Source organism: Chlamydia felis Fe/C-56 (assembly GCF_000009945.1).
GTDB lineage: Bacteria > Chlamydiota > Chlamydiia > Chlamydiales > Chlamydiaceae > Chlamydia > Chlamydia felis.
Genome location: NC_007899.1, coordinates 719,393 through 745,409, shown reverse-complemented (window position 1 = coordinate 745,409; position 26,017 = coordinate 719,393). Strand labels below are relative to the sequence as shown.

Here is a 26,017-nt window from a genome sequence, read left to right as displayed (position 1 = left end):
CCTACACGTTTAAGAACGTAACAAATTGTTTGGAATTTAGGAATAAAAATTTTCCGTGATTCAGAGTTTCTTGAGTTTTTTTCTTAATTTGCTTTTCCCTAAGCTTTGTTACAGTTGTCGACAGCCCGGAGAATTTTTATGTCGAGATTGCTCTGAAACCTTAAAATTAGAGAAATTTACAGGACGTTGCCCGCATTGTTTTAATACTTTAGGAATAGAAGAAACAGAGACTTGCAGTCATTGTCTTCCATCATTTTCTAGGAAATCTTTTTGCCTTTATACTCCCTCTAGGGCATCTCTTTCCCTATATTCTCAAGCTTGTCTTGGGAAATTACCGGCTATCAAATTTTTTACTAGGGGGATAAGAAAACAATGGGATCTTTATGAAATTCGTCCTAAGAAGATTTTTTATTTCATATCGAAATTTCCCAGGGATTTTGCCAGACAGTTATCCAAGGAAACAGGGATTGTTTACCAGGGGATTTTTCCTTTGACAGGGCAGCTGCGCAAATTGAAAAGCCATATAGATACAGGGCCTATATGCATCTTGTCAGACTATCCCTTATCTCGTGATTGGCAAGATATTATTGAGAGGTATGCTCCACAACCTGCAGTTCTTATGAGTCTTTTTTCCGAGACTCTTCACTAATCCCAACAATAGCTACATAACCTAAAAGTCGCACACCCTCGTCAACACACAAGGTTCCGGCTTGAATATCGCCTTTAACCATGGCTTCGCCGCGCAGCTCTAGCTTTCCACTTACCGTGATATTGCCTTCAACAACACCTTCAATAATTGCTTCTTGAAGCTGTATATCAGCCTTTACACAACCTTTAGGGCCTATAATGATTTTTCCGTTAGAAACTAAAATACCTTCAAAGGTGCCATCAATACGTAGTAAACGGTCAAATGCTAATTCACCTTTAAATGTGACACCCTCTCCTAGAGTAGTTTCTGGTTCTTCAGAAAATGATAATAAAGAATCAACTTCTGAAGATGAAGAAGCCCATTTTTGAGATTCTTCATTTATAGGATATGGAGACAGAGGACGCGTTTCCGGAGGTTTAGGAGAATCAAAAAGATTTGGAGGAGAATCTAAACGGTCAGATCGGGAGTAAGAAGAATAATTTGAATGAGCCGGTGTTTCTTCTTCATATAATGTCTGAACATCTTCAAAGGGACTTTTTCCAGTTCTTCGGAACATTAGAAATTCTCCTAGATTACCCAACAATGTGGTTTTTACACAAACTAATTTGACGTGTTAGAGTTTCATCTTTTTCTATTTTTTGTTCTATAGTTTTGCAAGCATAAAGTACCGTGGAATGCGTTTTTCCAAAAGCAGAACCTATAGCAACTAAAGAGTCTGTAATTAAGGTTTTGGCAAGGTACATAGCCACTTGGCGGGCTAAAACAAGTTCTTTAGAACGTGAATTTCCTTTGAGATCCTGCAATTTTACTTGGAAAACAGTAGCAACACTTTTTAATATGCTTTCTACAGAGACTTTTTGTTTAGAGGGAGAACGGAAAAGCTCTTTTAGAGTATCTCGAACAATGCTTTCTGTAAGTGTTTTTCCAAATAAGCGACAGTATGCTGTGAGCTTATTAATAGCTCCTTCAAGTTGGCGAACATTTCCATAGATGTGATCTGCAATATAAAAAGCAATTTCATTAGGAATATGTAAGCCTTTCTGTTCTGCTTTATGCTGTAAAATTGCTACCCGAGTTTCTAAATCAGGAATACCTACATGAGCAACCAATCCCCATTCCATTCTAGCAATAATGCGCTCCGAAAGTTTTAATTGTCCCGGTGGTTTATCACTAGTGATGACGATTTGTTTATTTAAATTAATCAACGTCTCAAAAGTATTACAAAACTCTTCTTCGAAATTTTGTCTATTTTGCAAAAACTGAATATCGTCGACAAGAAGCAGATCCAAAGATCGATAAAAATTTTTCATTTTGTCGATAGATTTCAATCGTAGATGTTGTACGAGATCATTGATAAAAGCTTCTGTAGTAATGCAGTGCACTCGGAGATTTTTGTGATGTTCTTTAACGTAGTGACCTACGGCATGGAGCAGATGTGTTTTCCCTAACCCTACACCTCCATGAATAAATAGAGGATTGTACGAACGTCCTGGGCGCCCGGCGATACCTACAGCTGCAGATTTGACAAATTGGTTTGAAGGGCCTTCTATGAAATTATCAAAACGATAGGCTGTGTTTAACTTTAGTTCAAAGTCTTTAGATCCTTCAAAAGTTTCTGCAGGGCTCTCTTTCTGTTCTCGAGGTGCGACAGGTTGCACAGGAGATTTTTTGATTTCTGCAACAACAAATTCTAAAGCCGGCTCTCCTTGGGCATCAAGAGGAACAAAAGAACACAGGTCTTGTTTATAATTATCAAGAAGGTAGTTTTGAACAAAGATGTTGGGAACTTCTAAACGGATCTTTTCCTGTGTTTCTTCTATAATTTGAATAGGAGAAATCCAATTTTCAAAAGCCGTTTTGGAGCAACGTGTTTTAACATAGTTCACAAACTGTTCCCAAGTACTACAATTGTTACAGGTTAACATGCTGCTCTCTTTTATGTGTCGAGAATTTTCTTACAGACGAGCGCAACTGGTGCTCGATTAGGAAGAAAGTGCCAATGTACCATTGCTATTGATAAGCAATCAATAGTTTTTCTGAAAAAAAACAGCAGAGAGTTTCAAATAGAGGAGGAATTATTATAAACTAGGCGCTAAGCGCTCTTTAATGCGAGAGCGCGGGATTAACGAGAAAGAGCCGCAGGCTTTTTAATAGTTTTTTTGGCATAGCTCATAAGCAAGGCCTCGGCATCATTAGCGATTAGAGAATCATCACAAGATGTAAGATAGACAGCTATAGCAGAGGCTTCGTCAATCCGATTTAAGCAAAAGAGAGCTTTAGTTTTATTTAGTAATGTAGGGAGATGATCTCCTTGCATACGTAAGGCTTGATCTAAGACGCCTAAAGCTTTGGCATTTTCTCCCACCTGCAAATACAATCCTCCGAGAGTTTGGAAATCATAAATGCTTAAAGGATCTAAAATGACTAGGGCTTCGAAAAATAGGATTGCTTTTTGGTAATGTCCCTGACGAAGAAATGAGTATCCTGCAATGCGCATCTCTTCAAGTTCTTCATCACCCCATCCTAAGATGGCTTTCCATTCGTTATCTAACATGTTTTAGCCTTGAACAAATTGAAAAATACGAGAAATAACGTAATCAATCATGATATTAGAAGATTTTAATCCTAAATCAATAGCTTTGAGTAAGATTTTTCCTTCTTGAACGATCTCGTCTTCTTGAAAATCGGAAGTTTCGTCTTCCTCTTTTTCACTTTCTTCCTGATCTTTGTAAGAGAGAAAGGGGGTTACACGACTTTGATAAGAAAATTTTCCTCGAGTCAGGACTTTTAAATAGGAAGAAATTTTTTCTAAATCGTCATCTTGCTGATCAGGAGATCCTAGTGAAGGAGCTAAATAGGGAGTGGAAAATGGTTGTTTATAGAAGTTATTGGGAGGGGAGAAGAAAGCCCAATGGGTCTTCTTATTCGTTTGCATTAGAGAAGACAGAGCCGAGGGCTTTGGCATCATGTCCAAAATTTGGGCATGTTTGGCTACATCGCGGATCGCCAAACCTTCCATGTGAACTTCCTTACGGAAATCATTCACTACTTTATTGTTAGACGCGTGCTTTTCGTAAACAGAGGTACTGTAATTAAAAATTTCTACCATAATACAGCCTGTAAAACCCTACTTTTTTAAATCATAGTAGGGTAAAGGAAAAAGTCAATAGTCTTAATTATTCTTAAAATCGATCAAGGTACATGATAGAAATCTTTTCCCATTCTCTATAATGGTGTATATTTTCTTGTATTATTGTTTTTAGAATGATTTAGGCATTTTTGTGTCAGAGGCCCCCCAACATATTCCTGTATTAGTAAATGAGTGTTTGTCTTTGTTTGCTGATCGCAATCCAAAATTTTTCTGTGATGTCACATTGGGGGCTGGTGGACATGCTGAAGCTTTTCTTTCTGCTTACCCATCTATAGTTTCTTATGATGGATCCGATCGAGATACCATGGCGTTATCTTTAGCCAAAGAACGTTTAGAAAAATTTGGCAATCGCGTGCATCTTCATCACGCTTCATTTGAAGATCTTGCTCAAAATCCTAGGGAAAATGTCTATGATGGTATACTTGCTGATCTTGGAGTTTCCTCTATGCAGCTAGATACTTTATCCCGAGGTTTTAGTTTTCAAGGGGATGATCATGATTTAGATATGCGTATGGATACTTCTAAGGGGACCACTGCGAGTGAAGTTTTAAATACGTTGCGCGAAGAAGATCTTGGAAGAATTTTTCGTGAATATGGAGAGGAACCGCAATGGAAAAATGCAGCCAAGGCTATAGTGCAGTTTAGAAGACATAAGAAAATAATTACCGTTAGAGATTTAAAAGAGGCTACGACTAGGGTTTTCCCTTCTTATCGTTTGCGTAAGAAGATTCATCCATTAACTTTAATTTTCCAAGCCCTACGTGTGTATGTAAATCAAGAGGACGTACAATTGAAAGTATTCTTAGAATCTGCTATGCGTTGGCTCGCTCCTGAAGGGCGTTTGATCATTATTTCGTTTTGTAGTTCCGAAGATCGTCCTGTGAAATGGTTCTTTAGAGAAGCTGAGGCTATGGGGGTAGGAAAGATTCTTACTAAGAAAGTTGTTATGCCTACATACGAAGAAACTAGAAAAAATCCTCGTTGTAGATCGGCCAAACTCCGTTGTTTTGAAAAGAAATCTTCATGAATAAATATCGTTTTTTGCGTCTGTCCTTTTGTTTTTGTTTTTTAGGGAGTTTGCTTTATTCCTATATTAACAAACAAAATGATCTGACTAAATTGCGATTAGAAATTCCCTCCTTATGGTCGACGTTGCGACAAAAAGAACAAGAAAACATAGCTCTGGGTTTTCTTATTGATAAGATAGAAAGTCCCGAGCATCTCATGCATATAGCAGATCTTCCCGAATATCAATACCTTCAATATCCTGCAGAAGATAGGGTTTGTATTATACCTTATGAATCATCGTAAATACTTAACCATAATCACCTGTGGGGTGTTGCTTTCCTACTCTTTTCTTATCATACGCTATTACAAAATTCAGATTTGTGAGGGAAAACGTTGGGCTGCGGAAGCTTTGGGGCAGCATGAATTTCGAGTGAAGGACCCTTTTCGCCGGGGGACTTTTTTTTCTTTAATGAATGTACGTAAAGGTGACCCCGAACAACGACAACCCCTAGCTGTTGACATTACCAAGTTTCATCTTTGTTTAGACGCAGTAGCAATTCTTGAAGAGCATCGTGATATTATTGCAGAGAAAATTTTTCATCTAATTGGTGATGGAGATTACGATAAATTGCGAGGGGAATTTGATAAAAAGTCTCGGCATAGGAAACTGTTTCTCTGGTTAGATCGTGCAGAGCGTGATCGCATTCTCTCTTGGTGGCGGGGTTACGCATCAAAATCCAAGATACCTTCAAACGCGTTGTTTTTTGTGACAGACTATCAAAGGTCTTATCCTTTCGGAAAACTTTTAGGACAAGTTCTCCACACTCTTAGAGATGTAAAAGATGAGAAAACGGGAAAAGCTTTTCCCACAGGTGGCTTAGAAGCATATTTTAATCATATCCTTGAAGGGGAGGTTGGGGAAAGAAAATTTCTTCGTTCTCCTTTAAATCGTTTGGATCTTGATAAAATCACCAAAATTCCTAGAGACGGATCGGATATCTATCTTACGGTGAATCCTTGTATACAGACTATAGCAGAAGAGGAATTAGAAAAGGGAGTTAAAGAAGCTCGAGCTAACGGTGGGCGCTTGATTTTAATGAATGCCTATACAGGAGATATCCTTGCTTTGGCGCAATACCCTTTCTTTAATCCCGCTGAGTACAGGGATTTTTTCAATGATAAGGAGAAAATAGAACACACGAAAGTCACATCAGTGAGCGATGTTTTTGAGCCAGGTTCTATCATGAAGCCTATCACGATTGCTATCGCATTGCTTGCCAATGAAGAGATGATAAAACGTTTTGGTAAACCGTTATTTGATCCTGCTGAACCTATTGATGTTACTCGGACTGTTTTCCCTGGAAGAAAACAGTACCCTCTTAAGGATATCTCTTCGAATCGGCGTTTAAACATGTATATGGCGATTCAAAAATCTTCCAATGTTTATGTTGCGCAACTTGCCGATCGTATAGTGCAAAACTTGGGGAGTCATTGGTATGAAGAGAAGTTGTTATTATTAGGATTTGGAAAGAAGACAGGGATAGAATTGCCAGGAGAGGCTTCGGGGTTGGTCCCTTCACCCAAGCGTTTTCATGCAAATGGGGTTCCTGAATGGTCTTTGGCGACCCCTTATTCTCTTGCTATGGGATACAACATTCTTGCTACAGGAATTCAGATGGTCAGAGCCTATGCAATTCTTGCTAACGGTGGTTATGATGTGCGCCCTACTTTAATAAAGAAAATAGTCGAGAATTCTGGAAAGGAATACGTTTTGCATCCTCAAGTGCGAGGAGAAAGGATTCTTTCTCAAGATATCGTCGATGAGGTATTGAAAGCGACGCGTTTTACCACATATCCTGGAGGGACAGGGTTTCGAGCTTCTCCTAAAAACCATTCGAGTGCAGGGAAAACGGGAACAACAGAAAAACTTGTGAATGGAAAGTATGATAAGCATCGCCATATTTCTTCATTTATAGGGATTACTCCTATATATCCTTCAGAAGAAGCTTGCGTTCCTCTCGTTATGCTTGTCTCTATAGATGATCCCGATCATGGTGTGCGCGAAGACGGAACAAAAAATTATATGGGAGGAAGATGCGCAGCTCCTGTATTCGGAAGGGTTGCTGATCGTGTGCTGGCTTATTTAGGGGTTCCTGAAGATAAGCAGAAATACGATTATAAAAAGGAAGTTGCTTCTATGAAATCTCTGTATGAGGAATGGAATCGTTCGGGAAAGTAGACTGACATTGCCGTATCGCATAGGATTAAGAAATCCCCGAATGTTTGAGACGAAAGGAGACTCGGTTGAATCGAGAGGGTTGAATTTTAGTATAACGAAAGAGTCTCTTTTTGCAGTAAACACTGTGATACTCTGCTCTCAAAGAGATTGTGTCTTTGGGGTTAAGGTGAAAAATTGCATTAAGAAATAATTTATTTTCACTAAAAACAATATATTTTTTTATTCATTATAAAAATTAGATGGACTATTTTAAGTGCTGTAAGTAAACTAGTTCGGCGGCAAAAATTTTGAGCTATCACCGATATTTGAAGGGTTATTTATAACTTTGTGAATGCGAGTGGCTCTTTTTTCTTTGTTCTGGAAAAAGCTTGCCTACAGACATATTGGAAACAATTTTGTATAAGAAAGTAGGCATTCCCTAGAAAAAGAGCCTTAGGCTAAAAAATGAATTTAAAAGAACTCCTTCACAATATAGATATTGATGCTAAAGTTTACGGGAAGATTTCTCCTATAGAGGTAAGAAATCTTACTAAAGATTCCCGAAATATTGGTTTTGGGGATATCTTTATAGCTAATAAGGGCAAACGCTGTGATGGAAATGATTTTGCGTCTCTTGCTGTTGAAAATGGAGCCATTGCAGTAGTTTCTTCTATCTACAATCCGTTTTTATCTGTTGTTCAGATCATTTCTCCAAATCTTTCTCTACTTGAAGCTCAGCTTGCCGCAAAGTATTATAATTACCCCTCTCGAAAACTCTGTGTTGTTGGTATTACAGGAACTAACGGGAAAACTACGGTTTCTCATTTGATCAAATTCTTATTTGATGCGTGCGATAAGCCTTCGGGCTTAATAGGGACGATTGAGCACATTCTGGGAAACAACCGTATTCAAGATGGATTTACCACTCCCGAGTCTTGTTTATTGCAAAAATATTTAGCCGAGATGGTGAAGAGTAATCTTACGGCTGCGGTTATAGAAACTTCTTCTATAGGTCTTGTTTTAGATCGGCTAGCCAACGTAGAGTTTGATGTTGGTGTTTTAACTAACGTGACTCTAGATCACTTGGATTTTCATGATTCGTTCGAAGAATATATAAAAGCGAAACTACAGTTATTTGCTCAGCTTTCAGATTCAGGTTTAGCTGTAGTGAATAATGATTTGCCCCAAGCTAAGCAGTTTCTAGAGGCGACTAGAGCTGTTCCTGTTACTTATGGGATAGAACAGCTAGCCGATTATAGGGCGTCTAATTTGCGATTTTCTCCTTTTGGAGCGGACTTTGATTTGATACATAAGGGTGAGATTTTTCCGTGTCACTCACCTTTAATAGGGCAATATAATGTTTATAATGTTCTTGCTGCTATAGCTGTTACGCACCAGAGATTAAACTGTGATTTGCAACAGCTGGTTTCTTTAGTCGCGAGTGTAAAATCCCCGAGAGGTCGATTAGAACCCATTCAGTCTGGACCTTGTCCAATTTATATTGATTATGCTCACACTCCAGATGCTTTAGATAATGTGTGCCAAACACTACGTACTCTACTTCCTTCGGGTGGAAAACTCATCGTTGTTTTTGGGTGCGGAGGGGATAGAGATCGGAGCAAACGAAAAATCATGGCTCAAGTAGTCGAAAAATACGGATTTGCTGTTGTGACTTCAGATAATCCCAGAGGTGAGGATCCAGAAACTATCGTTAATGAAATTTGTTCAGGCTTTGTAAAAAGAAATTTTTCTATCGAAATCGACAGAAAACAAGCAATTACATATGCTTTGTCCATTGCCTCAGATAGGGATATAGTGTTAGTGGCAGGTAAAGGGCATGAGACGTACCAGATTTTCAAGCACCAAACCATCGCTTTTGATGATAGGGAAGTTGTACATGAGGTTTTGTCGTCTTATGTCTAGTCTTTATACTCTGCTTACCCTCTGTGTCTTTGGAACTGTAATAGGGGGGATTGCAGCTGAAAGTGCCCCGCCTCAGCGTGTGCGTCGTAGCGAAGTGATCTTTATTGATCCTGGTCACGGGGGTAAGGATCAGGGGACTGCGAGTAAAGAGTTTCATTATGAGGAAAAGTCCTTAACCTTATCTCTTGCGTTTTCAGTTCAGAGTTATCTCAAGAGAATGGGGTACAAGCCAGTTCTTACCCGAACATCGGATGTATTTGTAGATTTAGGGAAAAGAGCGGCTTTAGCCAATCAAAACAAAGCTGATATTTTTGTCAGTATTCACTGTAACTATTCGTCTAATTCATCAGCCTTTGGTACTGAAGTATATTTTTATAACGGTAAAAATAATGTTGTGTCAAGAAGCCAAGCTTCGGAAGCTCTAGCTAAGGATATCTTAAACGCAATGCAAAAAAACGGGGCGTTGAAAAATCGAGGGGTGAAGAACGGGAACTTCGCTGTTATTCGAGAAACAACAATGCCTGCGGTTTTAATTGAAACTGGATTCCTTTCTAACCCTAGAGAACGAGCTGCGCTTTTAGATGCGCGTTATCGAATGCACACAGCCAAAGGCATAGCCGAAGGCATCCATACGTTTCTTACTGGTCCTAATTTTCAAAAAACTAGTTTAGCGAATATTAAGGCTAAAAAGCTTTCTGCAAAGGCGAGTTAAATTTCTAATGAGATAAAAAGAATAAAGTAGAAAGGGTCGTCCTCGATGCGATTCGAACGCATGGCCTGCTGCTTAGGAGGCAACCGCTCTATCCTTCTGAGCTACGAGGACACCTGGCCTAGTACTTTATCAAGTTAGATTAAAGAAGTCACGCGTTTGCCGTTATTAAATTATAAGAAAGCTGAGAAATTTTTTGTCGGACTTTAAGATTCAGCAATCATAAGTTTTGACAAATATGAATCTTCGTTATTTATAACGATATAGAACAATTACGTATTTTTAAAAAATGTCTTGAATCCAAAGGATGAATAGATATGATACGCTTATACCTCAAAAGTTTATTATTTAGGGCTACTCAACAAGTTACTTTAGGGCACTTTAATTAGGAGGCAACGGCTAATATGGCTACCATGACCAAGAAAAAACTGATCAGTACAATATCACAGGATCACAAGATTCATCCGAATCATGTGCGTACTGTAATCCAAAATTTTTTGGATAAAATGACAGATGCTCTAGTCAAAGGTGATAGGTTAGAGTTTAGAGATTTTGGTGTTTTGCAGGTTGTAGAAAGAAAACCTAAAGTAGGTCGCAACCCTAAAAACGCAACTGTTCCCATCCACATTCCTGCGAGACGTGCCGTAAAATTTACTCCAGGAAAAAGAATGAAACGTTTAATCGAGACTCCTTCGAAGCATTCCTAATTTCGTGCCTTTCTCTTTTATCTAATTATCGGGGTCAAGTTTTTAGGATTGCTTAGGGACTTGACTCTAAAGTTTTATATTATTATCGTCTGAACGCAATCCGTTTCTGAGTAAAATTGTGAATAGTGATGGGATCAGGGCTAAGATTGCAAGAATGTATCGAAGTGTTTCCTCACTCGAATTTTGATTTTCAGGTTAAGCAATTAATCTACGCTTGTCAGGATAAGAAGCTTCGCAATTTCGCATTTAAAATTTTCCGATATCATCCTTTATTAAAAGTTCACGATATTGCACGGGCTATTTATTTGCTTATGGCTTTAGAAGAGGGACAAGATTTAGGATTAGATTTCTTGAAATTAGATCAAGAGCTTTCAGGAGCTGCACGTTTATTTTGTTTTGGGGGATTTCCTTGGAAAGGTCTTCCTTATCCCGGAGAACATGCGGAGCTGGGACTTCTACTTTTACAAATTTCTCGGTTTTATGATGAAAGCTTGAAACCTGCGAAAATGATGAACTCTTTTCAGCAGGCATTATTTACACATGAAGCTACGATTTTTCCCTCTTTATGGAGCCAGGAGCGTACTCGATCTATAAAGGAAAAGACCTCTTTGAGTAAATCTTTCCTATATCAGTTAGATCAACAGGTCGCAATTGAGTATAAGTTTACCGATCCTAATTTAGGCTTTTGGATGCAACGAACACGATCTGCTTCTACTTTTGTTTCTGGATCTGGATGTAAAAGTGGAGTGGGTGCCTATTATTCTGGAGATGTTGGCGTAGTAAACTACGGTCCTTGCTACGGAGATATTAGCGATTGCGAAGGATTCGGTCTTTGCGGGATGGTTAAAGAATTTTCTTCTATAGAAAATCACGGAGAGACAAATATCTCCTTTCTCTCTGCTACAGCTGTGCCTTGCCCAAGATTTACAGGGTTTTCTTATTTAAAAGATGCTTATTTAGGGTCTAAAATCCGTCATCATATCGCTATTTCTGAAAGGCAATGCAAGGTGCTCTCTTTAATAGAAGAAGATCCTTGCAAATCGACATTCTTAATTTTCTGTAGGGGAAAAAGTTGTCAGGTTGTTGAAGGCCCAAGATTGCGGTCGAGCTCTCTGGATTCTTATAAAGGACCAACTAATGATATACTTATTCAAGGAGAGCGGGATTCTTTGCGGATACTGTCCTCGAGTCCTCGCATGGAAATTTTTTCTTTACAAGGAAAAGAAAGGTTTTGGGGAAGTAATTTTTTGATTAATATTCCTTATCAGGACGCCCGCGTCTCTGTTGGTTTTGAAAAATGCAATTAATAGTTTATTGTTTTTTTGAAAAATCACAATAAAATAATCTTATAATTGTTTTTTAAGAATTTTTTGTATTAAAATTATCCTTTCTGTAATAGGAGAGAACATTATTATGGAGCTTCTTCCCCACGAAAAACAAGTGGTAGAGTACGAGAAAACAATAGCCGAGTTCAAAGAAAAAAATAAAAAAAATTCTTTACTATCCTCCTCAGAGATACAAAAATTGGAAAGGCGCTTAGATAAGTTAAAAGAGAAGATCTACTCAGATTTGACTCCGTGGGAACGCGTGCAGATATGCCGACATCCTTCGCGTCCTCGCTCTGTGAATTATATTGAGGGGATGTGTGAAGAGTTTGTCGAGCTCTGTGGGGATCGTACTTTTCGTGATGACCCCGCCGTCGTTGGGGGATTGGCTAAGATCAATGGCCAGAGATTTATGCTTATTGGTCAAGAAAAGGGCTGCGATACCTCTTCTCGTATGCATAGAAACTTTGGGATGCTTTGTCCTGAAGGCTTTCGTAAGGCACTACGTTTAGCGAAAATGGCAGAGAAGTTTGGTCTTCCTATTGTTTTCTTAGTGGATACCCCGGGAGCTTTCCCCGGGCTTACTGCAGAAGCACGCGGTCAAGGATGGGCAATTGCTAATAATCTTTTCCAGTTGGCTAGATTAAAAACCCCGATCATTGTTCTTGTGATTGGAGAGGGATGTTCTGGGGGGGCTCTAGGAATGGCAATCGGTGATGTGATTGCTATGCTTGAACACTCTTATTATTCTGTAATTTCTCCTGAAGGTTGTGCTTCTATTCTTTGGAAGGACCCTAAAAAGAATAGCGAAGCAGCCGCTATGTTAAAAATGCATGGTGAGGATCTCAAGCAATTTGCTATTGTGGATGTTGTAATTAAGGAGCCGGTGGGTGGGGCACACCACAATCCATCTGCTGTATATCGCGATGTTCAAAATTTCATACTTCAAGAATGGTTACGATTAAAAGACCTATCGATAGAAGATTTGTTAGAAAAGCGATATCAGAAATTTCGAACTATAGGTCTTTATGAAACTTCTTCTGAAAGCGGTCCTGAGGCATAAAAAACATCTTACGCTGTTAGGGTTTTCTTTACTGGCGATTTTAGGATTAACCGTATCTTCTCAAGCAGAGATTTTTTCCCTAGGGCTTATTGCAAAAACTGGACCCGATGCTTTTGTTCTTTTTGCTCGGAAAGAAAACAATCGATTGGTAAAGGCCTCTCAGTTAAGCCAAGAACAAATTTTAGAGAGATGGTCGGATATCTCTCCTAATTCCGAACCAATAACAACAGCACAGGCTAATGCCTATATTTCTCGGTATGGAAATGGAGCCACGTCCATAACTAGCAAATTGTCGCGTTTTATTTCTCACTACATAGATCTATCGCGTTTTGGCTCGTTAGCTCTGTTTCTAGTCTTTGTGGCGATTTTCAAGGCTATAACATTGTTTTTTCAGAGATTTTTATCTCAGGTAGTGGCGATTCGTGTAAGTTGCGATCTTCGTAGAGACTATTTTCAAGCACTGCAAAAGCTGCCCATGACTTTTTTCCATGCTCACGATATGGGAAATCTTAGTAGCCGTGTCATTACTGATTCCACAAGCATTGCTCAAGCAGTGAATTCTTTAATGGTTAATTATGTTCAAGCTCCGATAACCTTGACATTAGCTCTAGCCGTTTGTTTATCGATATCTTGGAAGTTTTCTCTTTTAGTTTGTATTGCCTTCCCTGTGTTGATTCTTCCAATAGTAATCATTGCAAGGAAAATCAAAGCCTTGGCGAAGAAAATACAAAAAAACCAAGATAAGTTTTCCTCCGTACTTTTAGATTTTCTTGCGGGTATTGTTACTGTAAAGGTCTTCTGTACGGAGTCTTTTGCTTTTAAGAAGTATTGCGATCAAAATAGCCAAATAGCTGCCTTAGAAGAGAAGAGTGCGGCCTACGGCTTGCTTCCCCGTCCTTTATTGCATACGATAGCTTCTTTATTTTTTGCTTTTGTAGTGATCATTGGCTTGTATAAGTTTAATATTGCTCCCGAGGAGCTTATTGTATTTTGTGGGTTATTGTATCTTATCTATGATCCCGTGAAGAAATTTGGAGACGAAAACACTACCATTATGAAGGGATGTGCTGCTGCGGAGAGGTTTTATGAAGTGCTTTCTCATCCCGATCAGTATAATGAATCTGCAGATAGTCGAGAGTTCCTAGGGTTGGCAAGAAGCGTAGAATTTCGTGATGTCTCATTTTCCTATGATAATGAGAAGACGGTTCTTAAAAATCTTAGCTTCACAATAAATAAAGGTGAGGCCATTGGAATTGTTGGCTCTACAGGAAGCGGAAAAACTACCGTGAGTAAATTACTCCCTAGGTTATACCAGGTTTCTCAAGGAGAGATCCTTTTAGATGGGATTTCGATTAAGGAATACAGTAAATCTTCCCTTAGAAATCATATTGGTTGTGTTTTACAACATCCTTTCCTGTTTTACGATACTATTTGGAATAATCTTACCTGTGGTAAGGATATCCCCGAGGAAGATGTGATCCACGCGTTGAAGCAGGCTCATGCTTACGAATTTGTTCAAAGGATGCCTCTGGGAGTGCATAGTCTTCTTGAAGAATCAGGGAAAAATCTTTCTGGAGGGCAACAGCAAAGATTAACCATAGCGCGGGCATTATTGAAAAATGCTTCTATTTTAATTCTAGATGAAGCGACCTCCTCATTAGATCCGATTAGTGAAAATTACATTAAAGAGATCATAGGGCGGTTAAAGGGGCAGTGTACGCAGATAATCATTGCGCACAAGTTCTCTACTCTTGAGCACGTGGATCGGGTAATTTATTTAGAACATGGTGAGAAAGTCGCAGAGGGAATGAAAGATGAGTTGTTATCTTCATGCCCGTCTTTTTTAAAAATGTGGGAATTATCAGGAACTAAAGATTGGGAAGTTTCTTCGTCTGCAAATTCAGAGTTAGTTCCACCTCTTGCTATTAGTTAGGGATTAGATTTGGCTTGGGATAGAGCTTTCTATAATATTATAGAAGGAAGAACTAAACGCAGAAGATAACTTTTTAGCCAACACGCTCTTATGCTGGTTAAGATAGTCTCCGCCCTCTTTCGTAGTGTAATCGGAAGCAATTTTAATCATCATACAACGTAGATTATGATGTTTGCATAACTTGGCAATAGAATACCCCTCCATATCCACAAGCTGGAGTGTATCATGAAATCCCTGTCTGTATGGAGCACGAACAGAAACTAAGTTGGCTTGCAGAAGATTAGGAATAGTGGTAATTGTGAGTTCTGATGTTTCCTCTGTCAAGTTGCAAAGTGTGGGGGAGTCTTCGCGAAATAGAGATACCTTATCGATAGTATAACAGGTTTGTAAAGGAAGATGAGGAGAACAGGTTCCTGCAAAACCAATGTTCACGCAGGAATCATAATTTTCTAGTTTAATATTTTCTAATGCCTGTAAGACGCCATTTTCTCCCCATTGATCAAGAATGATCATATCCATAGCTATGGACATATGAGAATCCCGACATTGATAGAAATTATTCGCAGTCTGAGAGAAGGTAAAGTCCTGGATTAGAGATTTTGCTTCATTTATATCAGCTAGGACAAGAAGAAGTTTGCAGAGATAGTTAGACAGTGTATTCGGCATAATTTGATAGTGTGTAAAGAGATTGTTTCCCAGCATGAGATAATGCAAGAGTTTCATCATTAACATAGGTGGAAATAAACTTTCGAATGACCTCAGCATTTTTATTTCTAGAGTACTCTAAAGCTTTATGTTCAGAGTTTCTAGAGTCTTTGAGTGCTAAGAATAACGACTTTTTCAACTCTAAAGTTAAAGCTTCTCTCGTATTTACAGGGACTTTTTTGGATATAATTAGACAGCCCAAAGGTAGGGGAAGCCGGGTTTTCTCTTCCCATAATTTGCCAAGGTCTGCCCGTAGAAAAAGTTGAGAGTCATAACTAAATCTTTCCTCATGAATAATGACTCCTGCGCTTACATCGCCACGAAGAATCGCTGCGATAATATCGCTATATATCATGGGAATAAGCTCCGCATCAGGATAGAATACTTTACACAATAGATGGGCCGTTGTTGTTACTCCAGGAGTAGCTATAGTTTTTAAAGGAGCTTCTGGGTCTAAAGCTAAAACTAGAGGACCTACACCACAACCAATAATATTTCCTACTTCCATCAGGGTATAGTTATCTGTAACTTTTGGAAATAACGCTGCAGATATTTTTATTAGTGTATGCCGATGTTGTAAAGCTAATTCATTTAAGGTGGCAATATCAGCAATCGTAATTTGATTTAATAATGAAAAACCATCATGACGTTCTAAAAAAGAACGAAATAAGAAAATATCATTAGGACAGGGGGAAAAAGCCGCGGAAAGTATCATGTCATTTGTTTCATTAAGTCGATAGCTGCTTTCATATCTTTATCCAGATTTCCTTGATTTTCCAACCATTGGATATAAGATGCGGGAACTTCGGTAAGGGGTTTGCCTTTGTATTTGCCAAAAGGCATTTTAAATGTTTTAGGGTGACAGCTCTCTTCCATTAAAGCGAGCACTTGCTCTGCGGAAAGGTCTCCAATCAGCGCAGAAAATACATCGTGGAGAGTAATCACATCGTCCAAAGCTCGGTGGGCTTGATTTTCAGCAAAGCCATACACCTGACGCAGATATTGTAAGTTATGTTTAGGCAGATCGGGGCGATACTTTTGCGCCCACTTTAAAGAATCTATGGTTCGTAAGGTTAAAGGTTCCAAGGAATGCCGACGACATTCCTTTTCAAGTAAAGGGAAGTCAAAACCGTCGTTGTTGTGTGCAACAAGGACAGCTTCATTTCCACAAAAATCACGGAATTGCTTATAGGCTTCTGGAAAATCAGGAGCTGAAGCTACTGTAGATGTAGTAATTCCATGAATTTTTGATGCTTCCTCTGGAATAGGAATTTTTGGATTCACATAAGTTACAAAGGATTCTTTAGTTACATTGTTAAAGGCAGCAATTTCTATAATACGATCTTTATCTATCTGTGTTCCTGTAGTTTCCGTATCATAAAAAATAAGTGCTGTCATCGAACTTTTCCTAATTTTTATTTTCTTTACGCGCTTGTTTTTTCAACTCATCAAGATTCATATTTCCTGAAGATATCAAACCTATAGCATGGGAAAAACTATCGCAAACCAATCTAATGGTGTCGATATATACGCGCAATAATGTTTCATTAATTTCACCTTTTAGACAAGGAACTACTAAACGATAAAAAATTAACCCCTGTTCTTCATCCATGCCAAATCCAGGAATGTCCACATCTCTATTCAGCAAATGCAGAAGTCGGGCTGTAGCTTCTTTTTGATTGTCATATAGTTGATAAGGGAAGTAACAAATCATTTGAAGGATTTCTCCTTCACTGCGAATCACAAAAAATAGGGGAAGTTCGTGATCTTCGGCTTGGATATTTATATATGTTAACCCGCTCTCTCTTTCTAAAAGAGGTTCTAGCCCTGCATTCGTAAGGTATTTTGATAGGTTATTTTGATTTAAAGACCATGTTGTCATTTAAACACTCCAAATTGTTCATAAAAGATGCTTAAAATTCTTTGTCAGTCAGATTAGAAACTCGTGCGTCGTCCATCTTCTTAGTTTTATAAAATTTCCGTATGCTCTTACTAAGAAAATCAGAAGTAGATGAAGGTCCTTTTTTTTCGTTTTGTTGTAGGAGTTCATTGATATCTGTATCTGGAGGGAATTCTGAAAGCAGGGTGATTTTCTCTCCGGACTCTGCAATGACAAGAGTTTTATTTACTACCCGAATGATGTAGATACAAGTTTTGGGGTTTAAGGAGCGTCTATCAAGAATCTTGATTGTCGAAGAGTTACCAAAACCTTGACCTTTAGATTTTAGGAATTTTTTAAATGCCCAAACTCCAATGCCGAATAGAGTAAGAAGTAATATTAAAGATCCTAGAATTTTAAACATTTCCAGCCTCATATTTTCTGGAAACATTCGTTGGAGATTTATTTGCTCGCTAGAAGTATCGGCCAGAGCTAGGTCGTCTGAACAAAATGCGAAATAAGAAAAAATTTTATGAGGCATGTTTAAGACCTTTTTGTGTTTCTATAGTCATAGAACAACATAGGAAACAACTTGATTTTGGGACATTTTACTAGAGAATTGTTTTCGATCGGCTCTTTATAAGATAATGTTTGATGTGCTTCAAGAACAAATTAAACTGCAATTGTGTATATTCCGCAAGACCGATGTAATTAACTGACTAATATTAATTTTAAGAGAATATACTCAGAGAGATCTTGAAGGGTTTTTAATAGTTTCTTTCTTTATACTGTTTTAAGTTGATTTTGTTATTTAGAATAGATGTAATTTTTTCTCGTGATTCATCTATCATTACTACCCTGGAATGAAGTATAGAGAAACATCATAATAAGTTTATGGGAGCGCAAGGTTCTTTATGGATAGATTACTGATTACGGATATAGACGGTACGATTACGCATCTTCCACATCATTTAGACCCTGAAATTATTAAGAATTTGCGGCATTTGTATCATTCTGGATGGAAGTTATTTTTCCTTACGGGAAGGTATTTTTCTTATGCGAATCACCTCTTTAGAGATCTGTCAGTTCCTTACTTATTGGGATGTCAAAATGGTGCCTGTGTTTGGTCCTCTGAGGAGAATAAATTTCTTTATTTCCAAGATATTCCTAGTGAGATTTTGCCCGTCCTAGAGACGTATGTGGAAGATGCAGACGTGATTTTCTCCGTAGAAGCTGGGGCAATGAATCAGGATCAATACTATCGATTTGCGTCTTGCCCTGCTGAAAAGGACTTACTACTTCAGCTGGATCCTATATATTTTCCTAATGCAAGGGAGAGGGAGAGATTAATAGAGACTAAAAATCTTTCCAGAGATTATCCCCACGAAACGTTTGCTGTCGCAAAAATCTTTGGGAAAAAAAATGAAGTCAAAAAGGTTCAAGAAAGAATGAACCAATCGAAGGAATTAGTTTCAAACTTGGCTATGACGTTAATGCGCTGGCCTTTTGATTTTGACTATGCGATCTTATTCATGACGGATAAATTAGTCTCTAAGGGTTATGCTGTGAACCGTATCGTGGATTTAGTTTATGAGGGGCAAAGGCCGTTTATAATGGCTTCTGGGGACGATGCTAATGATGTTGGTTTGATAGAGAACGGGGATTTTAAGATAGTAATGAATTCTGCTCCCCAACATATGCACGGCATAGCAGATTTTCTTGCCTCCCCAGCGAAAGATTTAGGAATACTTTCGGCATGGGAGGCTGGCGTTGAGCAGTATCGCAGGATTAAGAGTTCTTAGGAAGCATTTCAGGGCCAATTCCCATAATATTTGCTCCATGATCTACATAAAGTGTTTCTCCGGTAATTGCACTAGCTAATGAAGAAACTAAAAATGCAGCAGCAGCTCCGACTTGTTCTGTTGTCATAGGTTCGGGAATAGGGGACCAATCTAAGTAATAATCCACCATCTTCTCGATAAATCCGATGGCTTTGCCTGCACGGCTAGCTAGAGGCCCTGCGGAGATGGTGTTTACACGAATTCCCCATTTTCTTCCTGCTTCCCAAGCAAGCATTTTTGTATCACTTTCTAAAGCAGCTTTTGCTGCACTCATGCCTCCGCCATAGCCTGGAACAGCTCGTGAAGCAGCTAAATAGGTTAATGAAATGCTACTGCCTCCAGGATTCATAATGGGGCCGAAGTGAGCTAATAGGCTTACTAGAGAATAGCTCGATGTGCTTAATGCTGATAGATAACCTTTGCGTGAGGTTTCTAAGAGCGACTTAGAAATTTCCGGACTATTAGCTAGAGAGTGGATTAAAATATCAATATGACCGAAATCCTTAGTCACTTGCTCAACAACTTCTGAAATCGTGTATCCTGAGATCCCTTTATAACGTTTGTTCTCAGCAATGTCTGAAGGAACATCCTCTGGTTTATCGAAACTTGCATCCATGGGATAGACTTTCTTAATCTCTAAGAGGCTCCCATCGGATAACTTTCTTGACTCATCAAATTTCCCTAAATCCCAAGATTGAGAGAAGATTTTATAAATAGGTACCCATGTTCCTACAATGATGGTAGCTCCAGCTTCAGCCAGAACTTTAGCGATTCCCCAGCCATAGCCTTGGTCGTCACCAATCCCTGCTATAAAAGCTACTTTGCCAGTTAAATCGATCTTTAACATCCGCCAATCCTATGTCTACATTCATATTGATAATAAGAGGAGGTTAGCAGATTTCTTTATTATTACGAAACTCTTTGCCAATTCCGCGCTCACAAGCCTATCTGCATAGATTTAGTTCTTTGCTTCCAAAAATTCAAATTCAAATTTTTATTTACATTTTAGTTTTTCAATCCTAAACTCCCCGCCCCTTGCGCCAGTTTGCAAGGTAAATCCTATGTTCGGTGTGATCTGTAAGTGAATAGGATAAATTAAAAATAGGAGAAAAGTCATGACATTTCCAATAGGAAATACACGTGCTTCTTTAGGGTTTGAAGATCCTCAAGAAGCGTCTAATGTTACAGAGAACACATCATTGGTTTCTACTGTTGCTGAAACAGCGTTGGCAAGTTCAACGACAACCCAAACTTCACAAATATCGATAGACACTATGAGCTCGGAGATTTCAGGAGCGACGTTTACTTCTGATGCGGGGGAGGCAGCAGTCGCTGCTTCCGTTGCAGCACTATCAGCTTTAGATACTGTTTTAGAAGATGTTTATGTAGATATGGCGTCAGTAAGACAGGATAGCGAATCTCAAACAGATTTGTTAAGTGGCTTAGAATTTCTAAGAGAAATGTGGGAAAATCCAGATGTTCAAAGAGTTCTTTTAAGGAAGCCCGTTGGAGAGCGTTTTACTACATATGGAGCAGATCTTTTTGCCAGATCCTCAACCTCAATAAATTCACAGATAAATTCAAGGCCTCCTCGTGCAAGTATGGAAGGTTTGGATGATATTTCTTTATTAGATGATCTTGAAATATCTCTTCATGAAGAAACGGAAGAGAAAATACAAAACACTTCTGTATTGCGCACTCAGTTATTCGGGTTTTTTATCAATCTTGTAAAGCAAGATTTGCTCCACGACAATATTAGTGGGGGACGGGTCAAAGATTTATTTGATGCAGTATCAGGAGGTATGAGTCGTCAAGAATATACAGAATTATTGGATCTGATTAAGGAAGGAGATTTTACATCTACACAGGACATTGCTAAATTTTGCAATATATTTATGTCGACACCTAAATTCAAATCTTCACAAGGGTTGCAGACACTTTTTGCGTTCTTTAAAGGCGAGGGAGGAGCTGTGACTTCAGTTTTGTTGCAGGAGTTAATGGGAGTGTTGACGGGAACTTTTGGTTTGCCTCTTCCTTCAGGTTTAAGTTCTTTCTTACATGCTCTGAAAAATTTATATGAAACCACGCATCCTAATGGGACGTCTAATATGGAGGCTGCAGTTTCTTTGGTTTCTTTAGTTTCTGGGGTATTGCAAAGTGAGACAACACAACGTGTTATGCAGTCCTGTTATGATGGTTGTGCGGATTCTTGTGCAGGAAATTGTGGATGTGTAGGTTGCGGTTGTGCTGATGGTGCTTCTGGTTGTGGAGGCTTTGGTTCTTTCTTCTGTGGTCTGTTTGCTAGTTGTTTCCATTTGAATACTAACCGAGGAGGAATTACCGAAGAAAGTTTTAAAAAGTTAGAGAAAAAATACAGTTCGGCTGTTGTTTTAATTGCGTTAAATAATTTAGGTGTAAATAACGTGGATCTTCTTTCTGGTAAGCGTTTGGGTTTGCCTACTTTAGAGGAGGTTAAAGCTGAGTGTGAGTCTGCATCAAATGGTCTTAATCAAATTATTAAGAGTAAGAGTAGGGAGACTTGGGGAGAAGCTGCTTGTCGCTACCCCAGCCTTTTGTCTCGTCCTCTTCTTAAGGAAGGGATCATAGGAGGGCTGTCTAATCGATACATGACAGTCAATGATAATAAATTGCGAGGACGCGTCTTTATCGACTGTTCCTGGGGATCCGAAGGATTTATCTCTACACATGAACCTTTTGATTCTCAAAGATTGGTCAGTTCTCTTGCTTCTCTGTCAGTTAAGAGAGCAGGAAGTTCCGCGTTCTGTAGATTGGGTGCTGCCGATGCTTCTGATGTTATGACTAACATATCACGAATTCTTTCTGTGGCAATATCTACAGGGGATAGCATCTGGTTATCTACCGAAGATCTCATGGCATTAGTTTGTGTTGTTTTAGCACATAAGAATCTTTCCGTAGTTGATGGTCAGGGTTCTGATATGACGAGAATACAAGATTCTCAAGAAATCAAGGATCTGTTTTCTGCGGTTGAAGAGAATCTCGTTAGAGTAGAAAGGAATCAGCAAAGAGACATACGATCCAGCTTGAATGCTTCTGTTTTATATAGTCAAATAGCGAGAAACGCGTCTAGAAGAGAAACCTCTTACAGACCCTTAAAAGACAGAGCAAGAACTGAGGTGCGAAATAATCTTGTGACCAAGATGTCTATGCCATGGATGAGAGCTGCGGGATTGGTATTAACGAACACAGCACCACAAGGGCGTGATGAGGTTGATCGTCCTGCTGAAAGATCTCTTAGAGATTCGAGAAGTGTCCACGTTGCCCAGGTGTATCGAGAAACATCTGTGTAGCTTAAACTTTTCTAAGTGGTTTTCACAATAGTTTTATCTGTTTTGAAAATCTAAAACCTTGAGCGTGTAATAGCTCAACTAAAGTATTGTTCCTAGGTCCAAAGGTTAAAAGGGATACTCTAGGACAAACCAAATGTGTCTATTGCATGCTCTTTGTCTAAAAAATCAATTTTTTTTTAACAATTCTGTTCTATTTTTCTAATCTTATAAGCTTTAGTCCCTCTTAATTAAAGGGCTAGGTTATTTTTTTCTTTGTTTGTAGTTTGGGAGAAGGGAAATGACGTCACCTACAGGTTCGGGTAATATAAACAACGGTTTTATTTCAGATAATATTGGAACTTCTTGTGAGGAAGAAGAACAAGGGGCATTGTCGGGCACAGTAAGAAGAAATTTATCTGAAGTGGTTCTATCTGCTCTTCAATCCAGCAGAACATATGGATCTAATACTACGGATACAGGGGCGGGGCAACATTTTCCTGTGATTACGACCCAGCCGAGTTCTAGTGCAAGGGCGCATTCTCTCTTAGGACAGGGTAGCTTGCATCCCTCGGGTCAGAATGGTGGAAATACTTTTCCCCGTTCAGCCTCAGAACAAACCCCAATCTGTGCGCAATCCCCATTGGCTCCTGTGAATTCTAATTTGCAACCCCTTTTAAATTTACTTGCGCAAGCCTCTAACTCGGGTTTTTCTGCGCAACCTACGAGTCAGGTTCAGGCAGCTCCTGTTCCGGAGCCTAGTATGAATCCCGAGACGCAAGCGTTGCTAAGACTACTTTCTGGAGGGACGACACCAAGTCCCGTTACGCAACCTATGAGTCAGGTTCAGGCAGCTCCTGTTCCGGAGCCTAGTATGAATCCCGAGATGCAGGCGTTGCTAAGATTACTTTCTGGGGGGACGACTCCAAGTCCCGTTACGCAACCTATGAGTCAGGTTCAGGCAGCTCCTGTTCCGGAGCCTAGTATGAATCCCGAGATGCAGGCGTTGCTAAGATTACTTTCTGGGGGGACGACTCCAAGTCCTGTTACGCAACCTACGAGTCAGGTTCAGGCAGCTCCTATACCGGAGCCTGGTATGAATCCTGAGACGCAGGCGTTGCTAAGATTGCTTTCTGGAGGGACGACTCCTAATCCTGTTCCACGGCCTTTCCCTCTAGGAAATATGAACCCACAGGCATTACAATCTCTATTAGGCTCAATTGTATCAGGTAACGGTGGCCAGAATTTGCAGTGGCTTTTAGGCCAGATTCAAAATGCTTCGGGAAATAATCCTCTTTTGCAAGCTATTTGTAGTCTATTTCAGGGACAAGGCGGAGGAGGATTGCAACAAGGGCTTGCGGGGCTAGCGGGATTAATGGCGGGTCGGGGGGCGTCTTCATCTAATCTATCATCAGTAATAACGGCTATAAGTGGATTATCTGGATTAGCGGGCCCAGCAGGTGTTGCTGTTAGTTCTATAGCATCATTGCTTGCAGCCGCAGCATCTAGTGAAGCAGTTCAGCGTAGTGGCCGCTTCTGCTATGATAATTGTCATTCTTGCTGTGAAGGGAATTGCGGGTGTCCCGGATGTGGATGCGCATTCGGGCAATGTGGATGCGGAAGTTTTGGACACTGGTTATGTGGAATATATGGCAATTGTTGTGGTGTGCAGGTTGCTGCTAGAAAAGCTCTAGAGAAAGATCTGAAAGAAATAGAGGAGGAGTACGGTGATACGGTATTGCTTATCGCCTTAAGTAATTTGGGAACAAATACTGTGGGGCTTTTAGCAGGAGACACATCCATATCAGTTCCTCCTTTGGACCTCATTCGAAGGGAATGTACGTACTGCTCTCGAGATCTGCCGAGGATTTTGCAAAGCCAAACAAGTATTATGTGGGCAAACGCAGCACAAAGGGTTAGTCAGGTTACGAGAAATGGGTTTTTAAGAAGATGTTTTGTTTCAGGATTGACAAGTTTCTGTGATATTAATCCTAGTCGATTAGAGCGACTTGTCCGTATTGTGTACCCGTGGGGAGGTGATAGGGGTGTTGTCTGTGCAGCGCCTTTTAATATGGAAAAAATAGCTCGTACCCTTCCGGATCTTACAATTATGCCACGTGGTCACCGCACACCATGTGCTTTAGGTACAATGACAGCCGCATCAGTGATGCAGATTTTAGGAATGATTTTGATGAAAGCAACTCAAGGGGAAAGACAGATTTGGATAGGTGTAGAGGACTTAATGACTTTAGTGTGTATGATTTTAGCATCAAAAGGTCATAGTATCTATTCTGAAACAATTTCTCTTACTCAGACCAGGATCTATCAGGGAGAAGAAATGCAAAATTTAATGGCCGAAGTGGAGGGGCGTCGTAGATTTCAAGAGCGTCTTCGTGGACCTATTCCTTCTGCTCCTATACACAACCCGTATATTGAACTTGCAGTAAGGTGCTTCAGCGAAAATGCTCAGCGTGCTGAGAGATTGAGAAATCCTCGAGATGAATCAAGAAATCAGCTTTTAAGGGATCTTTCTAGCCGGTGGATGCTAGCTGCGGGAATTCTCTCTTCTCCTGTTGTAACACAACCTTTAGAAGCAAGCACCGTTCTTGGACCAAGAGCTTCGCGGTATTCTAGAGCGGGAAGAAACATGGGAGGAGCTCGTAATTATGATTTAGAGGGCGCTCGTCCTAGACGCGGAGGCAATGGCAGAAGTGACAGTGAAGATGAAGGGGATTTGGATACGATGGTTTAATCTATAAGTAGGTGGGGAGCAACTTTTCTAGGATCTCCAGAAGAGGAAGCTACGACATCCACCTTTTCTTGAGATAGAGGCGATGTAAATGTTAGGGAATGAGCATGTAATAACGGACGAAATATATTTTTTGGTTGTTCTTTCCTGCCGTAATCTAGATCGCCGACGATAGGGTTACCCAGCATATGCATGTGTAGACGAATCTGATGCGTTCTTCCGGTAAAAGGTTGGCAGAGCATCAGAGTATAATGTTTGTAGGAATGAAGCACAGACCAATGTGTAATTGTCAGTTTCCCCGAATGTTTGTCAGTATTTCCAAAAATCACAGCACCGCAGCGACGGGATTTGGGAGCTGTATAAGAAATTAACGTCCCAGAAGATTTTTTTGGATGACCAAAAACTAAAGCGGTGTATTGTTTATGTATTTTTCGTTTCTTGAACAGTTCCGAGAGGGCATGAGCAGAATTGGTGTTTTTAGCAAATAGAATACATCCTGTGGTATCTCTATCTAGTCTATGGACTATATGGAGTCCTGTTGTTTTTGCAAGATCTTCCGTAGTGGTGTGCGTAGGCTTATCATAAATACAGCAGTGCTGATCTTCCCAAAGAATTTTTGGCTCTGACCTTATTTGTAAGGTAAGAGCAATGCAATCTCCTGGTTGAACTTTATAAGACTCGAACCTTTCTAAACGGCCGTTTACACGACAACCGTGATAACGAATCGAATCGAAAATGATTTGCTTTGTATAATCGGGCAGCTTTGAACGTAGAAAAGATGATAATCTCTCTACGCGATTAGCAACCCAAGAGAATTCTTTCATAAAGTATCGAATTTTAAAACCCAGGTAA

Annotated in this window: 24 protein-coding genes and 1 tRNA gene; 13 read left to right on the top strand and 12 right to left on the bottom strand. The window is 39.6% G+C overall.

What is annotated here, in order from left to right:
- The first annotated feature begins 55 nt into the window (after window positions 1-55).
- The gene (locus tag CF_RS03240; RefSeq protein ID WP_011458192.1) at window positions 56-649 is read left to right on the top strand and encodes a hypothetical protein; all 594 of its coding nucleotides are present in this window, start codon (window positions 56-58) and stop codon (window positions 647-649) included.
- Here CF_RS03240 and CF_RS03235 read toward each other — a convergent pair.
- The 4 genes from CF_RS03235 to CF_RS03220 all read right to left on the bottom strand — a co-directional run bounded on the left by CF_RS03235 (window position 618) and on the right by CF_RS03220 (window position 3,758).
- Window positions 618-1,205 carry a bactofilin family protein gene (locus tag CF_RS03235; RefSeq protein ID WP_011458191.1) on the bottom strand — a complete coding sequence of 196 codons (588 nt, stop codon included), beginning with the start codon at window positions 1,203-1,205 and terminating at the stop codon, window positions 618-620. The genes CF_RS03240 and CF_RS03235 overlap by 32 nt on opposite strands.
- A 16-nt stretch (window positions 1,206-1,221) precedes the next feature.
- Complete coding sequence (dnaA, locus tag CF_RS03230) at window positions 1,222-2,574, bottom strand: chromosomal replication initiator protein DnaA (RefSeq protein WP_011458190.1); 1,353 nt, start codon at window positions 2,572-2,574, stop codon at window positions 1,222-1,224.
- A gap of 197 nt (window positions 2,575-2,771) precedes the next feature.
- Window positions 2,772-3,203 carry a type III secretion chaperone gene (locus CF_RS03225; RefSeq protein ID WP_011458189.1) on the bottom strand — a complete coding sequence of 144 codons (432 nt, stop codon included), beginning with the start codon at window positions 3,201-3,203 and terminating at the stop codon, window positions 2,772-2,774.
- Between the two features lie 3 nt (window positions 3,204-3,206).
- Window positions 3,207-3,758 (bottom strand): DUF5399 family protein, encoded by a 552-nt coding sequence (locus CF_RS03220; protein ID WP_011458188.1) that lies wholly within the window; start codon window positions 3,756-3,758, stop codon window positions 3,207-3,209.
- 172 nt (window positions 3,759-3,930) lie between these two features.
- On the opposite strand from CF_RS03220, the gene rsmH reads away from it, so the two are divergent.
- The 5 genes from rsmH (at window position 3,931) to CF_RS03195 (ending at window position 9,661) form a co-directional block, all read left to right on the top strand.
- Window positions 3,931-4,827, top strand: coding sequence for a 16S rRNA (cytosine(1402)-N(4))-methyltransferase RsmH (rsmH, locus tag CF_RS03215; protein WP_011458187.1), 897 nt, complete (start codon window positions 3,931-3,933; stop codon window positions 4,825-4,827).
- A complete protein-coding gene (locus CF_RS03210) occupies window positions 4,824-5,111 on the top strand; it encodes a hypothetical protein (RefSeq protein ID WP_011458186.1) in 288 nt (95 codons plus the stop codon). Before rsmH ends, CF_RS03210 begins: the two co-directional genes overlap by 4 nt.
- The gene (locus CF_RS03205; protein WP_011458185.1) at window positions 5,098-7,047 is read left to right on the top strand and encodes a peptidoglycan D,D-transpeptidase FtsI family protein; all 1,950 of its coding nucleotides are present in this window, start codon (window positions 5,098-5,100) and stop codon (window positions 7,045-7,047) included. Before CF_RS03210 ends, CF_RS03205 begins: the two co-directional genes overlap by 14 nt.
- Window positions 7,048-7,491: 444 nt before the next feature.
- Window positions 7,492-8,949 (top strand): UDP-N-acetylmuramoyl-L-alanyl-D-glutamate--2,6-diaminopimelate ligase, encoded by a 1,458-nt coding sequence (locus CF_RS03200; RefSeq protein WP_011458183.1) that lies wholly within the window; start codon window positions 7,492-7,494, stop codon window positions 8,947-8,949.
- On the top strand, window positions 8,942-9,661 hold the full coding sequence (locus CF_RS03195) for an N-acetylmuramoyl-L-alanine amidase family protein (protein WP_011458182.1): 720 nt from the start codon (window positions 8,942-8,944) through the stop codon (window positions 9,659-9,661). The genes CF_RS03200 and CF_RS03195 overlap by 8 nt, the downstream gene beginning before the upstream one ends.
- Window positions 9,662-9,698: 37 nt before the next feature.
- On the opposite strand, the gene CF_RS03190 is transcribed toward CF_RS03195, so the two are convergent.
- Window positions 9,699-9,772, bottom strand: a tRNA-Arg gene (locus CF_RS03190).
- Between the two features lie 290 nt (window positions 9,773-10,062).
- Between CF_RS03190 and CF_RS03185 the strand changes: the two genes are divergently transcribed.
- The 4 genes from CF_RS03185 to CF_RS03170 all read left to right on the top strand — a co-directional run bounded on the left by CF_RS03185 (window position 10,063) and on the right by CF_RS03170 (window position 14,686).
- Entirely contained in the window at window positions 10,063-10,365 is a 303-nt protein-coding gene (locus CF_RS03185; protein ID WP_006344016.1) for an HU family DNA-binding protein, read from the top strand.
- 122 nt (window positions 10,366-10,487) lie between these two features.
- Entirely contained in the window at window positions 10,488-11,672 is a 1,185-nt protein-coding gene (locus tag CF_RS03180) for a hypothetical protein (protein WP_173023633.1), read from the top strand.
- Between the two features lie 106 nt (window positions 11,673-11,778).
- A complete protein-coding gene (locus CF_RS03175; protein ID WP_011458180.1) occupies window positions 11,779-12,753 on the top strand; it encodes an acetyl-CoA carboxylase carboxyltransferase subunit alpha in 975 nt (324 codons plus the stop codon).
- Window positions 12,719-14,686, top strand: a complete 1,968-nt coding sequence (locus CF_RS03170) for an ABC transporter ATP-binding protein (protein WP_011458179.1) — start codon at window positions 12,719-12,721, stop codon at window positions 14,684-14,686. The genes CF_RS03175 and CF_RS03170 overlap by 35 nt, the downstream gene beginning before the upstream one ends.
- Window positions 14,687-14,689: 3 nt before the next feature.
- Here the strand turns inward: CF_RS03170 and CF_RS03165 are convergent, their stop codons facing one another.
- From CF_RS03165 to CF_RS03145, 5 genes are read right to left on the bottom strand one after another with little or no spacing between them, the layout of a single operon-like run.
- A complete protein-coding gene (locus tag CF_RS03165; RefSeq protein WP_011458178.1) occupies window positions 14,690-15,352 on the bottom strand; it encodes a hypothetical protein in 663 nt (220 codons plus the stop codon).
- On the bottom strand, window positions 15,333-16,106 hold the full coding sequence (locus CF_RS03160; protein WP_011458177.1) for a 1,4-dihydroxy-6-naphthoate synthase: 774 nt from the start codon (window positions 16,104-16,106) through the stop codon (window positions 15,333-15,335). Before CF_RS03160 ends, CF_RS03165 begins: the two co-directional genes overlap by 20 nt.
- Window positions 16,103-16,789 carry a putative quorum-sensing-regulated virulence factor gene (locus CF_RS03155; RefSeq protein ID WP_011458176.1) on the bottom strand — a complete coding sequence of 229 codons (687 nt, stop codon included), beginning with the start codon at window positions 16,787-16,789 and terminating at the stop codon, window positions 16,103-16,105. Before CF_RS03155 ends, CF_RS03160 begins: the two co-directional genes overlap by 4 nt.
- A gap of 10 nt (window positions 16,790-16,799) precedes the next feature.
- Window positions 16,800-17,273: a YbjN domain-containing protein gene (locus CF_RS03150; RefSeq protein ID WP_011458175.1), complete on the bottom strand. Its 474-nt coding sequence runs from the start codon at window positions 17,271-17,273 to the stop codon at window positions 16,800-16,802.
- Between the two features lie 31 nt (window positions 17,274-17,304).
- The gene (locus tag CF_RS03145) at window positions 17,305-17,811 is read right to left on the bottom strand and encodes a FliO/MopB family protein (protein ID WP_011458174.1); all 507 of its coding nucleotides are present in this window, start codon (window positions 17,809-17,811) and stop codon (window positions 17,305-17,307) included.
- A gap of 373 nt (window positions 17,812-18,184) precedes the next feature.
- On the opposite strand from CF_RS03145, the gene CF_RS03140 reads away from it, so the two are divergent.
- A complete protein-coding gene (locus CF_RS03140; protein ID WP_011458173.1) occupies window positions 18,185-19,072 on the top strand; it encodes an HAD-IIB family hydrolase in 888 nt (295 codons plus the stop codon).
- Here the strand turns inward: CF_RS03140 and CF_RS03135 are convergent.
- Window positions 19,059-19,958 (bottom strand): enoyl-[acyl-carrier-protein] reductase, encoded by a 900-nt coding sequence (locus tag CF_RS03135; protein ID WP_011458172.1) that lies wholly within the window; start codon window positions 19,956-19,958, stop codon window positions 19,059-19,061. The genes CF_RS03140 and CF_RS03135 overlap by 14 nt on opposite strands.
- A 268-nt stretch (window positions 19,959-20,226) precedes the next feature.
- Here CF_RS03135 and CF_RS03130 point away from each other — a divergent pair, with 268 nt between their 5' ends.
- Entirely contained in the window at window positions 20,227-22,440 is a 2,214-nt protein-coding gene (locus CF_RS03130; RefSeq protein ID WP_011458171.1) for a hypothetical protein, read from the top strand.
- Window positions 22,441-22,717: 277 nt separating this feature from the next.
- Entirely contained in the window at window positions 22,718-25,168 is a 2,451-nt protein-coding gene (locus tag CF_RS05135) for a hypothetical protein (protein ID WP_011458170.1), read from the top strand.
- Here CF_RS05135 and CF_RS03120 read toward each other — a convergent pair.
- A complete protein-coding gene (locus CF_RS03120; RefSeq protein WP_011458169.1) occupies window positions 25,165-25,989 on the bottom strand; it encodes an RluA family pseudouridine synthase in 825 nt (274 codons plus the stop codon). The genes CF_RS05135 and CF_RS03120 overlap by 4 nt on opposite strands.
- Between the last annotated feature and the right edge of the window lie 28 nt (window positions 25,990-26,017).

Excerpts from the sequence above, each read along its gene's own strand:
- CF_RS03235 (WP_011458191.1), bottom strand. The coding sequence starts at position 1,205 with ATGTTCCGAAGAACTGGAAAAAGTCCCTTTGAAGATGTTCAGACATTA.
- dnaA (WP_011458190.1), bottom strand. The coding sequence starts at position 2,574 with ATGTTAACCTGTAACAATTGTAGTACTTGGGAACAGTTTGTGAACTAT.
- CF_RS03225 (WP_011458189.1), bottom strand. The coding sequence starts at position 3,203 with ATGTTAGATAACGAATGGAAAGCCATCTTAGGATGGGGTGATGAAGAA.
- CF_RS03220 (WP_011458188.1), bottom strand. The coding sequence starts at position 3,758 with ATGGTAGAAATTTTTAATTACAGTACCTCTGTTTACGAAAAGCACGCG.
- CF_RS03210 (WP_011458186.1), top strand. The coding sequence starts at position 4,824 with ATGAATAAATATCGTTTTTTGCGTCTGTCCTTTTGTTTTTGTTTTTTA.
- CF_RS03205 (WP_011458185.1), top strand. The coding sequence starts at position 5,098 with ATGAATCATCGTAAATACTTAACCATAATCACCTGTGGGGTGTTGCTT.
- CF_RS03200 (WP_011458183.1), top strand. The coding sequence starts at position 7,492 with ATGAATTTAAAAGAACTCCTTCACAATATAGATATTGATGCTAAAGTT.
- CF_RS03195 (WP_011458182.1), top strand. The coding sequence starts at position 8,942 with ATGTCTAGTCTTTATACTCTGCTTACCCTCTGTGTCTTTGGAACTGTA.
- CF_RS03185 (WP_006344016.1), top strand. The coding sequence starts at position 10,063 with ATGGCTACCATGACCAAGAAAAAACTGATCAGTACAATATCACAGGAT.
- CF_RS03175 (WP_011458180.1), top strand. The coding sequence starts at position 11,779 with ATGGAGCTTCTTCCCCACGAAAAACAAGTGGTAGAGTACGAGAAAACA.
- CF_RS03170 (WP_011458179.1), top strand. The coding sequence starts at position 12,719 with ATGAAACTTCTTCTGAAAGCGGTCCTGAGGCATAAAAAACATCTTACG.
- CF_RS03165 (WP_011458178.1), bottom strand. The coding sequence starts at position 15,352 with ATGCCGAATACACTGTCTAACTATCTCTGCAAACTTCTTCTTGTCCTA.
- CF_RS03160 (WP_011458177.1), bottom strand. The coding sequence starts at position 16,106 with ATGATACTTTCCGCGGCTTTTTCCCCCTGTCCTAATGATATTTTCTTA.
- CF_RS03155 (WP_011458176.1), bottom strand. The coding sequence starts at position 16,789 with ATGACAGCACTTATTTTTTATGATACGGAAACTACAGGAACACAGATA.
- CF_RS03150 (WP_011458175.1), bottom strand. The coding sequence starts at position 17,273 with ATGACAACATGGTCTTTAAATCAAAATAACCTATCAAAATACCTTACG.
- CF_RS03145 (WP_011458174.1), bottom strand. The coding sequence starts at position 17,811 with ATGCCTCATAAAATTTTTTCTTATTTCGCATTTTGTTCAGACGACCTA.
- CF_RS03140 (WP_011458173.1), top strand. The coding sequence starts at position 18,185 with ATGGATAGATTACTGATTACGGATATAGACGGTACGATTACGCATCTT.
- CF_RS03135 (WP_011458172.1), bottom strand. The coding sequence starts at position 19,958 with ATGTTAAAGATCGATTTAACTGGCAAAGTAGCTTTTATAGCAGGGATT.
- CF_RS03130 (WP_011458171.1), top strand. The coding sequence starts at position 20,227 with ATGACATTTCCAATAGGAAATACACGTGCTTCTTTAGGGTTTGAAGAT.
- CF_RS05135 (WP_011458170.1), top strand. The coding sequence starts at position 22,718 with ATGACGTCACCTACAGGTTCGGGTAATATAAACAACGGTTTTATTTCA.
- CF_RS03120 (WP_011458169.1), bottom strand. The coding sequence starts at position 25,989 with ATGAAAGAATTCTCTTGGGTTGCTAATCGCGTAGAGAGATTATCATCT.